A 12,216-nucleotide genomic window follows, 5' to 3' on the forward strand; every position below is an offset into this window, starting at 1 on the left:
GACGCCAATCGCCCATGCCGGAAAAAGACCTAATCGCGCGTTATAAGACAATCGGTACCTCGAGATTTCAGCTGACCGCAAACCGCAGAGGCATCATCCCGCGACAGCACACCGGCCTGAACCCGATAGTAGATACCGCGTGCGCCGAGATCAGCGCGCTGAACCTTGAGATCGAGATTGCCGAGCAGATCCTGATTGGCATTCTGGAACCGCCGCCATTCACGGATTGCCGCTTCCTGACTGCCCACAGAGGCCAGCTGTATCCGCCAGCCATCCCCAGCAGGCGGTGGCGCTGGCTGTACCGATGGCGGCACGCTGCTGACACTTGTTGCCTGCTGCTGTGGCTGTTGTTGTGGAGCAGCTTGCTGGGCAGGTACTGCCGGAACCGCAACCGGTGCCCGCTGGTTTACGACCGAACCGCGAACAATACCGGTCGACACCGGTGCCGGTGCGCGAGCAGAAGCTGGCAAATTATTGATTTCATTCAAGCTATGTGCTGTCTGTGGTACCGGTTGCTGCTCCGGCACACTGGCAACCTGACCGCCGCTGGCTGGCCCGACCGGACGCTCCGGTGGCAGCGGTATCAGACGCGGGGCATCCTGTTGTGTGGCAGGACTTTGCGCCGGTGCTTGCTCAACGGGTGGTTGCTGTGGCTGATCAGAACTGATCGTGACCGGTGGCAAACGGTTCGGCGAGCGGATTTCAATGGTGCCGTCGGCTGAGCGGTTGGCCTGTACCGGGGTTGTGGTGATCGGTGCCCGCGCCGGTTCGTTCGGGGTGGTTCCCGCCGGGCGCTGCAGTACTAGCTCCACATCGCCCTCGACCGGGCCTGATGGCATGACCGGATCGGCATTCTGGCGCAGGCTGTTGCGGTAAACCAGCGTGCCGCTCTCATCGGTCAGACCAAGCGCGCCACCGGGACGAAGCCCACCCTGCGCTGCTGTCAGCGGCACTTCAGAAGATGCAATGGTGCCGCGATGGATAAGCCGCTGCTCACCCGCTGCATTCGGTGCCTGAATATATGTCCCACCCGATTGCTGGGCCGATTGCTGAACCGGGGTCAGCAAATCACGCTCTGGATGGCGCTGCGGAATTGGTGGCCAGACGGAATGGCTGACATCATCAACCGAAGCGGTTTGAACCGGTTGCGCGGGTGCAGATTGTCTGGGTGCTGCTTGCTGGGAGGGTTGCTGGATAGGCGCAGCTGGCCTCGCAAACAGGCTTTCCCCCTCACCCGACGCAACGGTCCTTGGCGGAATGGTTGCAACCGGCTCTGGCGTTTCCGGCACTGCAAGCTGTTCGGCTACCGGCTCAAGCGCCTCTACAGTTATGGCTGCCGTCTGGTCATCAGTACTCTGCGTTGCATCCGGCTCGACAAGGTCGACAACCACATCGGGTTCTGTTTCCACCGGGATGGGTTCCGGCTCGAGTGTCATCTGCGGCAGTTCCGATGGCGGTGTCAGGGTCGGCAGTACCGGTTCCTGACCCGGCTGTATCCGGTCATAGAGCGCCATATCCTGAAACGGTATTTCGAGACCGCCGGGATTGGTCGGGCGTATCTTGATCGGATCGCCGCTGGCCGTGATCAGGGGAACGTTACCCCGCCCGCCGATCTGGCTGTAGCTGTACCAGAGGATCGCCACGAGGAGCAGACCGCCAACAGCCGCTGCGATGATCCATTTCGGGTCAATCGCCGGGGCCTCATACTCATCTTCCGGACCATTGAAGTCCCCGAATGCCTCAAGCCCATCAGCATGGGCGAGCGCATCCAGATCATGGTCTGAGATGTAGCGGTTCATCACATCTCCTCAACAGGTTTAACCCCCATCACGGCAAGACCGGATCGAATAACGATCGCTACAGCCTCAACCAGCGCCAGACGCGCCAGTGTCAGGGGTTCATCATCAGCAACAATAAACCTCAGGGTGGCATCGTCTTTCCCTGCCGTCCACAAGCTGTGGAACGCAGAAGCCAGATCATACAGGTAAAACGCCACCCTGTGCGGCTCACGTGCCACGGCTGCCTGCTCAACCAGCCTTGGCCAGGCCGCCAGCAGCTTGATAAGCGACATTTCAGCATCACTCGATAACCGGCTCAAATCGCTATTCAATATCGATTCTGTCGCCAGCGATGCCGCAGGCAGCGCCTCGGCCGCCATCCGCTTGACCGAATGACAGCGGGCATGAGCGTAGTGGACATAGAAGACCGGGTTGTCCCGCGACTGCTCCTTGACCCTTGCGTAATCGAAGTCGAGTTGCTGGTCATGGCGACGGGTCAGCATGGCAAACCGCACCACATCAGGCCCGAGTTCATCGAGCAGATCACGGAGGGTAACGAAGGTTCCGGCCCGTTTCGACATGCGTACCGGCTTGCCGTTATCGAACATATGGACGATCTGGCAGAGAATGACATCAAAGCTGACCTTGCCGCCGGAAATCGCCTGAATCGCCGCCTGCATCCGCTTGACGTAACCGCCATGATCGGCGCCCCAGACATCAATCTGCTGGTCGCAGCCGCGTTGCAGCTTGTCATAGTGATAGGCGATATCGGAGGCGAAATAGGTCCAGCCGCCATCCGACTTCTTCAACGGGCGGTCCACATCGTCACCAAACTCGGTGGCCTTGAACAGGGTCTGCTCACGCGGCTCCCAGTCATCGGGGGTTTTGCCCTTCGGCGGCTCCAGAATGCCCTCATAGATATGCCCGCCAGCAACCAGCGCATCAAAGGCCCGCTGGACCGCACCTTCGGTCACCAGTGCCCGTTCAGAACTGAACACCGATTGATCGACGCCAAGGGATTTAAGGTCTTCGCGGATTTCCGCCATCAGGAAATCAATGGCGAAGTCACGCATCGCGGGCAGCCAGTCGGCCTCATCAGCACCCAGCCACTTGTCTCCATCACGTTTGGCCAGCGCCTCGCCCACATCCTTCAGGTACTCGCCCGGATACATGCCGGATGGTATCTCGCCGATCTCGTGACCGAGCGCTTCCTGATAGCGCAGATAGGTAGAACGGCCCAGAATCTCGACCTGATTGCCGGCATCGTTGATGTAATATTCCTTGGTGACCTCGGCCCCCGCCTTGTCCAGCAGGGTGGCGAGCGCATCACCGACAACCGCACCACGGGCATGGGCCGCGTGCAGCGGTCCGGTCGGGTTGGCAGAGACGTATTCCACATTGATGTTCTGGCCGTTCAGCAGATCGCTGTTACCAAAATCCTCACCATTTTCGAGGATCGCCCGCACCTGTTTCGCCCAGACGTCATCGGGCAGCCGCAGGTTGACGAAACCGGGACCTGCAACACTGGCCTCGGACACGGCATCGCTGGCACCAAGCCGCTCAACCAGCAGCGTTGCAATCTCGCGCGGGTTCTTCTTGGCCTGTTTCGCCAGCAGCATGGCAGCGTTGGTTGAAACATCGCCGTGGCTCGGATCGCGCGGCGGCTCGACCGTCATACGCCCGAGATCGAGACCGGCGGGCAACAGCCCTTCTTCTGACAGGCTCTCGAGCGTGGCTTTCAGCTGCGCTTCAACATTCCGGAATATATTGGTCATAACAGTTACTTACTGATTTTTTTCAAAGCTGAGATCAAACAGGCGTTGATATTCTTTCATGGCATAGCGATCGGTCATTCCGGCAATGTAATCACAGATGATCCGTGCCCGCCCGGCATCGGGGTCCTGCCCGGCCAATTCATAGGCCTGCGCGCTTCGCCCTGCGGCAGCCTGCCATTCGGTTGGCAGCGTGCCGGGCTCATTGAAGAATATCTCGAATAATTGCTGGACAATCCGCCGTGCCTTCGACGTCACCCGGTTGACCTTGTAATGGCGATACATGCGCGTGGCCAGAAAATCCCGAAGACTTTTCTCGTCGCGTTTCAGATTATCGCTGAACCGGATGATGGTTCGGCCTGCCTGCCGGATTTCATCAGCACTTGCCGGTTTCATGGCCATCAGGGTGGTGCGGGCATTACCGATCACATCCTCGACCATACGGTTGATCATTCGGCGGATAACTTCATGGATCAGCCGTGGCTCGGCCAGCCCCGGATGCTGTTCCCGGACATCGGCGATCAGGTCACCGACCAGCGGCAGCTCGGCCACATCATCCAGATCAAAGAACCCCGCCCGCAAACCGTCATCCAGATCATGGTTGTTATAGGCAATGTCATCAGCCAGCGCCGCGACCTGCGCTTCCAGTGAGGCGTAGCTGTCGAGCTGCAGGTCAAAACGCTTGTTCAATCCGGCAATGGTCGGCGGCACATCGGGCATGCCCTCGGCCACCAGCGGGCCATTATGTTTGGCGACGCCTTCAAGGGTTTCCCAGGTCAGGTTGAGCCCCTCAAACCCGGCATAGCGGGCCTCAAGCTCAGTCAGTACGCGAATGGTCTGGTCATTGTGGTCAAAACCGCCATAGGGGGCCATAACCTCATGCATGGCGTCCTCGCCCGCATGACCAAATGGCGTATGACCGAGATCATGGGCCAGCGCCACGGCTTCCGCCAGATCTTCGTCGAGGCCGAGCTGGCGGCTGATCGAGCGGGCAATCTGCGCCACCTCAAGGCTATGGGTCAGCCGGGTGCGGAAATAATCACCCTCGTGATAGACGAAAACCTGGGTCTTGTATTTCAGCTTCCGGAACGCACCGGCATGGACGATCCGGTCCCGATCACGCTGGAATGGCGAGCGGGTCGGACTCTCATCCTCCGGCAGCAAACGGCCACGGGTGACCGACGGATCGCAGGCATAGGCGGCGCGGGCATGGAATACCGGGACAAACGGCTTGTGGATGGGTGTCGTGCTGTCAGGCATATCTCGTGAGCCATCATTCCGGAAAACGGCGAAACAGTTGGCGCAACGCTAGTCAGAACTGCCCCGATCAGCAAGCAATCAGCGCGCTATTTTTCAAGACAGGGGCACGGGTGATACGCATTCGCTTCAACATCGGCCATGGAGCGACTATATTAACGGTAACCGGGCCCTGCGCCCGCCCAAGTGCAGGAAGTTTGATATGTCAGAAACCACCACCATTGATCGCAGTACAGCCCCTGATCCGGCCGGTCGCAAATTCGGCCTGACCGACAGCGCCGTCAAACGCATTGCCAGACTGCGTGAGCTTGAGGGCAATCCGAAACTGATGATGCGGGTCAGCGTCATCGGTGGCGGCTGCTCGGGGTTCCAATATGTCTTCGACTTTGATGAGACCATCAACGACGATGATCATATCTTTGAAAAGAATGAGATTTCAGTGCTCGTTGATGACACGTCTCTCGATCTGCTCGACGGTGCCGAGCTCGACTTCAAGGAAGATCTGGTAGGCCAGTATTTTCAGGTCAGCAACCCGAATGCGTCGAGCGCCTGCGGTTGTGGTACATCCTTCTCTATCGCCTGATCTCTTGATTAGCGACTGAGCCGATCGCGGCTTGAGTGTCCGGCACCTGTCCGATAGAGATGTGTTCCAACATTTCCAATCACCCCAAAGGCAGCCTGGTACCGTGACCATCATTGCAAGCTGGAACGTCAATTCTGTCCGCGCCCGGATCGATAATATCACCGCTTGGCTCGACGAGACCAAGCCGGATATTGCCCTGCTGCAGGAAATCAAAGTCCAGACCGACAGCTTCCCGCAGGAACCGTTTGACACTCTCGGCTATAATCTCGCGGTTCTCGGCCAGAAGTCGTACAACGGTGTCGCCATTCTCTCGAAAGCGCCGATCCATGATGTGATGGAAGGCTTGCCCGGCGATGACAGCGATGAACAGGCCCGTTATCTCGAGGCGGAAATCAACGGGTTCCGGGTTGCGACCATCTATCTGCCGAACGGCAACCCGCCCGGCAGCGCCGATGAGCATTCGGAGAAATACAGCTATAAACTCAACTGGATGAAGCGCTTGCGCGATCGGGTCGAGACGCTGCTCGCCGATGATGTACCGTTCATTCTTGGCGGCGATTACAATGTCATTCCGGCCGAGGAAGATGCCGCCGATATCAAGGCATGGCTGAATGACGCCCTCTACCTGCCCCCAACCCGGCAGGCATTCCGCAGCCTGCTCAATCTCGGGCTGACCGATGCTTTCCGCGCCATCAATCAGGCGGCTGGGCAATATACCTTCTGGGATTATCAGGCAGGTGCCTGGCAACGGGACAATGGCATCCGCATTGACCACTTCCTGCTGTCACCGGCCATGACCGACCGGTTGCAGAATTGCTGGATTGACCGGAAGCCGAGGGGCGAGCCCAAGGCTTCCGATCACACGCCAATTCTGGTCGAGATCGCTGACTAGAAACTGCCAGTATCAGATATCTGCAAACACATGGGTTTCAGCCGATGCGCCGGGATGGGTAACAGCCCCCTTCTCGGCACTGCCGACGGTCTGGGCATATTTCCAGATCGCACCTGACTGGTAATCGGTCGTGCGTGGCTTCCAGCTCTTGCGGCGCTCTTCCAGCTCGGCATCGCTCAGATCAACCGAGATTTCCCCGGTATTGGCATCAAGGGTGATGATGTCGCCGTCTTTCAGCAGACCAATCGGACCACCGACCGCCGCTTCCGGTCCCACATGGCCGACACAGAAACCGCGGGTAGCTCCAGAGAACCGGCCATCGGTGATCAGGGCGACCTTGTCCCCTGCACCCTGACCATAAAGAGCCGCCGTGGTTGCCAGCATCTCGCGCATACCGGGACCGCCCTTTGGTCCTTCATAACGGATAACCAGAACCTCGCCTTCCTTGTATTCGCGGCGCTCAACGGCAGCAAATGCATCTTCCTCGCAATCAAAGCAACGGGCCGGTCCAGTGAACTGCAGTTCCTGCATACCCGCGACCTTCACAATCGCACCTTCAGGCGCGAGATTGCCGCGCAGGCCGACAACACCGCCGGTCGGGGTGATCGGCTTGGAAACGCGATAGACCACGTCCTGATCTTCCGGGAACTGGATATTGGCCACGTTCTCGGCAAGCGTCTTACCGGTCACGGTCATGCAATCGCCATGGAGGTAACCGGCGTCGAGCAGTTCCTTGATCACCACGGAAACGCCGCCTACTTCGTAAAGGTCCTTGGCGACATATTTTCCGCCCGGCTTCAGATTGGCGATGTAAGGCGTTTTCTTGAAGATTTCAGCCACTTCATGCAGATCGAAGTCGATGCCCGCCTCATGGGCAATCGCTGGCAGATGCAGCGCGCCATTGGTGGAGCCACCGGTGGCGGCAACCACGGCAGCCGCATTCTCCAGCGACTTGCGGGTGACGATATCGCGCGGACGGATGCCGGATTTCAGCAGTTCAACAACCGCACGACCGGATGCTTCGGCATAGGCGTCGCGGCTCTCATATGGTGCCGGGGCACCGGAAGAGTTCGGTAGCGCAAGGCCAATGGCTTCGGCAACACAGGCCATGGTATTGGCGGTGAACTGGCCACCACAGGAACCGGCCGATGGGCAGGCAACGCATTCAAGGGCGTGCAGGTCCTCATCGCTCATGTTACCGGCGGAATGCTGACCCACAGCCTCGAACACGTTCTGGACGGTGACATCCTGCCCCTTGTGACGACCCGGCAGGATGGAGCCACCATAGAGGAAGACGCTCGGCACATTGAGGCGCACCATGACCATCATCATGCCCGGCAGCGACTTGTCGCAACCGGCAAGGCCGACCATGGCATCATAGCAATGGCCACGCATGGTGAGCTCAACGGAATCAGCGATCACTTCACGGGACACCAGTGAGGACTTCATCCCGGCATGGCCCATGGCGATACCATCGGTCACGGTGATGGTGCAGAACTCACGTGGCGTGGCATGGGCTGCCTTGACGCCGAGCTTGACCGCCTGTGCCTGACGCGACAGGGAAATATTGCAGGGTGCCGCCTCGTTCCAGCAGGTAGCGACGCCGATAAAGGGCTGTTTGATCTCTTCATCGGTCATACCCATCGCATAGTAGTATGAGCGATGCGGCGCGCGCTCTGGCCCAATCGAGACATAACGGCTGGGCAGTTTGGATTTGTCCCACACGGTTTTCGGTTCATCCAATGGCATGATATGAGCTTCCCTCTGTAGAAGTCTGATTTAGCGTTGATTTTCCGCTTGTTGTAATTCGTCTTCGGTCATCTGGGCATTGTCGATGGAGCGCCGGAACTGCAGCGGGTTATCCATGGTTGGCAGGATGATTTCACCAATACCCATGCCGCGCACGACAACAACACCATAGCCGAAAATCCGGCCCCAGAAACTCTGATAGACATTACAGCCCTCGATGCGGTCGATATTCACCTCATCGGAACGCCGGGCCACAACCCCACGTTTGAAGATCAGGCGGCGGTTGGTCACCACCATCTCGGTCGCCCGCTTGCGCAGCATCATGACCAAAAAGCGCAGGAAACCGTACAGGGTCATCACCAGCGCCGTACCGCCCGCCACGTATTTGGCCTCAAGATTGACCGGCATGTACTGGCCGATCAAAGGCGGCGCATAGAAGGCAATGGCCCCGCCAAGCAGTGCGGGCAGGATCAGCCAGCTGAAGGCCCGGAAGTCATAGATCCAGTGAAACTTGCCCACATGGACCAGTTCCTCGCCACTGAACAGCGTTTCCTCAAGATATGTCATTTCCCGGCCAATCCATTCTCAAAACAACCGCCTAAAGGCAGCATTAAAGCCGCGCCAGCGCCTGTTCAATCTTTTCCGCGTTGGCCTGGGCATCATCGAGACGGCTGCGCTGTTCAGCAACAACAGCCTCGGGCGCCTTCGCCATGAACTGTTCATTGCCCAGCTTGCGGGCGATTTTGTCGATCTCGCCGCGCACCTTGGTCAATTCCTTGTTCAAACGGTCCCGTTCAGCCGACAGGTCAATGACATCGGCGAGCGGCATGGCGATGGTCAGACCACCGGCAACCGCCTGTGCGGCCCCGTCCGGCACCGGGCCATCAGTTACTGTCACTGACTTCAACCGGGCAAGGCGACAGATCAGGGTGTTCTGGCGCTCCAGCTTGCCCTGTTCATCAGCACTGGCACCGATCGCCAGCCCCTCAAGCCATGCGCCCGGCGGCACGTTCAGATCGGAACGGGCGCTGCGGATCGCTGAGATCAGCTCGATCGCCCATTCAATCTCAGCCATCGCCTGTTTATCGGTATCAAGACCGGTAAATTCCGGCCAGTGACTAACGATCAGCCGCGCCTTGTCGTCGAGGCGGATCTGCTCGAACAGTTCTTCGGTCAGGAACGGCATCATCGGGTGCAGGAGATGCAGGGCACGATCCAGCACATAGGCAGCGGTTGCCCGCACCTCGGCCTTCTCGGCATCCGTTCCGTCCTGCAGCACCGGCTTGGTAAATTCGAGATACCAGTCACAGAAGGTACCCCAGAGGAACTGATAGATCGCTGCTGCCGCATCATCGAAGCGGAAGTTATCAAGTGCCTTGGTGATCTTCTCGCCGGTCTCGACCACACTGCCGACGATCCAGCGGTTGACCGGCAGTTGCAGGGCATTGGGGTCAAAGCTCTCAGCCTGCTTACACTCGTTCATCAGGCAGAAACGGGTCGCATTCCACAGCTTGGTGGCAAAGTTGCGATAGCCCTGCACCCGTTGCTCGGACAGTTTGATATCGCGACCGGGTGCCGCCATGGAGGTCAGGGTAAAGCGCAGACCGTCAGCGCCATAGCTGTCGATCAGTTGCAGCGGGTCGATGACATTGCCCTTGGACTTGGACATTTTCTGGCCCTTCTCGTCCCGGACCAGTGCGTGGATATAGACCTTTTTGAATGGCACATCGCCCATGAAGTGCAGGCCCATCATCATCATCCGGGCAACCCAGAAGAAGATGATGTCAAACCCGGTGACGAGCACATCGCCCGGATAATACTTCTCAAGCTCCGGCGTCTTTTCCGGCCAGCCGATGGTCGAGAACGGCCAGAGCGCGGATGAAAACCAGGTATCGAGCACATCGGGATCGCGGCTGATATCGGTCGGCTTGCCGAAATGCTGTTCGGCAGCGGCTTTCGCCGCTTCCTCGGTTTCCTCAACGAATACCGTGCCATCCTCGGCATACCATGCCGGGATCTGATGGCCCCACCAGAGCTGGCGGGAAATACACCATGGCTGGATATTGCGCATCCAGTCGAAATAGGTGTTCTCCCAGTTCTTCGGCACGAACTCGGTCTTGCCATCCTCAACCGCCTTGATCGCCGGTTTGGCGAGGGTCGCGGCATCGCAATACCATTGATCGGTCAGCCACGGTTCGATCACCACACCGGAACGGTCGCCATGGGGCACCGTATGCTTGTGCGGCTCGATCTTCTCCAGCAGTCCGAGGGCATCCAGATCGGCAACCACCTGTTTACGGGCCTCATAGCGGTCGAGACCGCGATACGGTTCCGGGGCTTCATCGGTCAATCTGGCGTCCTGATCAAACAGGTTGATCATCTCCAGATCGTGACGGCGACCAACCTCGAAGTCGTTGAAATCATGGGCCGGGGTGATTTTCACCGCACCGGTACCGGTTTCAGGATCGGCATAGTCATCACCGACAATCGGGATCAGGCGACCGACCAGCGGCAGGCGCACCTGCTTGCCGATCAGGCTCTGATAGCGCTCATCCTCGGGGTTCACGGCAACAGCGGTATCACCGAGCATGGTTTCGGGACGGGTGGTGGCAACAATCAGGAAGCGCCCTTCTTCGCCCTCGACCGGGTATTTGAAGTGCCAGAGATTGCCATCAACCTCCTTGCTCTCCACCTCAAGGTCGGAAATTGCGGTATGCAGTTTCGGGTCCCAGTTGACCAGCCGCTTGTCCTTGTAGATCAGGCCTTCCTTATAGAGCTGGACAAACACCTTGCGAACCGCAACCGACAGGCCTTCATCCATGGTGAAGCGCTCACGCGGCCAGTCAGCAGATGCACCGAGACGGCGCAGCTGGCTGGTAATGGTGCTGCCGGATTCCTGTTTCCACTCCCAGACCCGCTCGATGAACTTGTCACGACCGAGATCATGGCGGGACTTGCCTTCCGCACCGAGTTGACGCTCGACCACCATCTGGGTCGCGATACCGGCATGGTCGGTACCGGGCTGCCAGAGCGCATCCCGCCCCTGCATCCGGCGGTACCGGGTCATGACATCCTGCAACGTCATATTGAGCGCATGGCCCATATGGAGCGAGCCCGTCACGTTCGGCGGCGGCATCATAATGGTGTGCGGCACTGCATTGCGAGCCGGATCGGCGGCAAAACGGCCTGCAGCCTCATCTTCGGAATAGTGCTTCTGCTCAACGGCAGCAGGTTCAAAGGTCTTTTCTAGCATTGGTCCAAGGGGGTTGCCGGGACAAAATGAAATCTGGTTTCAGGAGACGCGACTGTAACGATTACAGCGGAATTTGAAAGCCCAACTCAAAGTCGGAGCATAAAAAAACGGCACCTGATTAAGGGTGCCGTCTTTTTCGCGCCATATGCTGGCGATTATCAGAGATCGTGCGCCTTGCGGACAATACGCTCGATTTCGTTCTGGACCTGACGCTCAACGATACGTGGCAGGTTCTCATCCAGCCATGCCTGCAGCATTGGACGCATCAATTCGCGAGACAGTTCCTCAACGGTAATGCTACCGCCGAGCTGGCCACGTTCCTGCGCAATGATCGCAAGACGGGCGAAGTACTCACTGGTCGACACGGCCGGCTGATCGGACACGATATTGTGTGTCTGCATCGGTGGACGGTTGAGGTCGATATACTGGTCACCGGCCGGAGCTTTCGGCTTCGGTGCCTCTTCCACAACATTGGTCAACTCCAGCACATCATCCTGCGGCACAGCAGCAGGTTTCGGCTCCGGAGGTGGCGGCGGTGGAGGTGGCGGCGGCGGCGGTGCCGGTTCGGGCTCAGGCTCGTCCTCAGCCGTATCAAACTCCGGTGCCGGCTCTGGATCGGGCTCCGGAGGTGGCGGCGGTGGAGGTGGTGGGTCCGGCTCCGTGGAAGCATCTTCCATCGGCGCGGTATCACCATCGCTCGCGTCTGCCCCGGGCTCATCATCCTCAGAGATGATCCGCCGGATCGACGCAAGAATCTCCTCCATGGAGGGTTCCTGTTGCGATTCTGCGTTTTCGTTACTCATGGCGCGCGAACAAAGTCCTGTTGTTATTTAGTAATGTTTGCAGACATGAACCCCTGTTTCCAGAGCTCCGTGCCATTTCCTCAGACTAACTGCCCTCTTCATGCCACTACAGAAGGCGATTAACCCCAC

9 protein-coding genes are annotated in these 12,216 nt (G+C 58.7%); 2 read left to right on the forward strand and 7 right to left on the reverse strand.

What is annotated here, in order from left to right; translation table 11 throughout:
• Positions 1-29: 29 nt before the first annotated feature.
• The 3 genes from CBB62_09095 to CBB62_09105 are packed head-to-tail and all read right to left on the reverse strand — an operon-like array spanning position 30 to position 4,810.
• Entirely contained in the window at positions 30-1,799 is a 1,770-nt protein-coding gene (locus CBB62_09095; protein ID OUT42417.1) for a hypothetical protein, read from the reverse strand.
• Entirely contained in the window at positions 1,799-3,553 is a 1,755-nt protein-coding gene (locus CBB62_09100) for an arginine--tRNA ligase (protein OUT42418.1), read from the reverse strand. Before CBB62_09100 ends, CBB62_09095 begins: the two co-directional genes overlap by 1 nt.
• A 9-nt stretch (positions 3,554-3,562) precedes the next feature.
• On the reverse strand, positions 3,563-4,810 hold the full coding sequence (locus tag CBB62_09105; GenBank protein OUT42419.1) for a deoxyguanosinetriphosphate triphosphohydrolase: 1,248 nt from the start codon (positions 4,808-4,810) through the stop codon (positions 3,563-3,565).
• A 199-nt stretch (positions 4,811-5,009) separates the two neighbouring features.
• On the opposite strand from CBB62_09105, the gene CBB62_09110 reads away from it, so the two are divergent.
• Together CBB62_09110 and CBB62_09115 are read left to right on the forward strand one after the other, a co-directional pair.
• The gene (locus tag CBB62_09110; GenBank protein OUT42420.1) at positions 5,010-5,390 is read left to right on the forward strand and encodes an iron-sulfur cluster assembly accessory protein; all 381 of its coding nucleotides are present in this window, start codon (positions 5,010-5,012) and stop codon (positions 5,388-5,390) included.
• Positions 5,391-5,493: 103 nt separating this feature from the next.
• Positions 5,494-6,282: an exodeoxyribonuclease III gene (locus CBB62_09115; protein OUT42421.1), complete on the forward strand. Its 789-nt coding sequence runs from the start codon at positions 5,494-5,496 to the stop codon at positions 6,280-6,282.
• A 12-nt stretch (positions 6,283-6,294) separates the two neighbouring features.
• On the opposite strand, the gene CBB62_09120 is transcribed toward CBB62_09115, so the two are convergent.
• From CBB62_09120 to CBB62_09135, 4 genes are all read right to left on the reverse strand, one after another.
• Positions 6,295-8,031: a dihydroxy-acid dehydratase gene (locus CBB62_09120; GenBank protein OUT42422.1), complete on the reverse strand. Its 1,737-nt coding sequence runs from the start codon at positions 8,029-8,031 to the stop codon at positions 6,295-6,297.
• Positions 8,032-8,061: 30 nt separating this feature from the next.
• Entirely contained in the window at positions 8,062-8,598 is a 537-nt protein-coding gene (locus CBB62_09125; protein OUT42423.1) for a hypothetical protein, read from the reverse strand.
• 43 nt (positions 8,599-8,641) lie between these two features.
• A complete protein-coding gene (locus CBB62_09130) occupies positions 8,642-11,284 on the reverse strand; it encodes a valine--tRNA ligase (GenBank protein ID OUT42424.1) in 2,643 nt (880 codons plus the stop codon).
• Between the two features lie 158 nt (positions 11,285-11,442).
• On the reverse strand, positions 11,443-12,087 hold the full coding sequence (locus CBB62_09135) for a hypothetical protein (GenBank protein OUT42425.1): 645 nt from the start codon (positions 12,085-12,087) through the stop codon (positions 11,443-11,445).
• Positions 12,088-12,216 lie beyond the last annotated feature (129 nt).

Source organism: Micavibrio sp. TMED2 (genome assembly GCA_002168225.1).
Classification (GTDB): Bacteria; Pseudomonadota; Alphaproteobacteria; order TMED2; family TMED2; genus TMED2.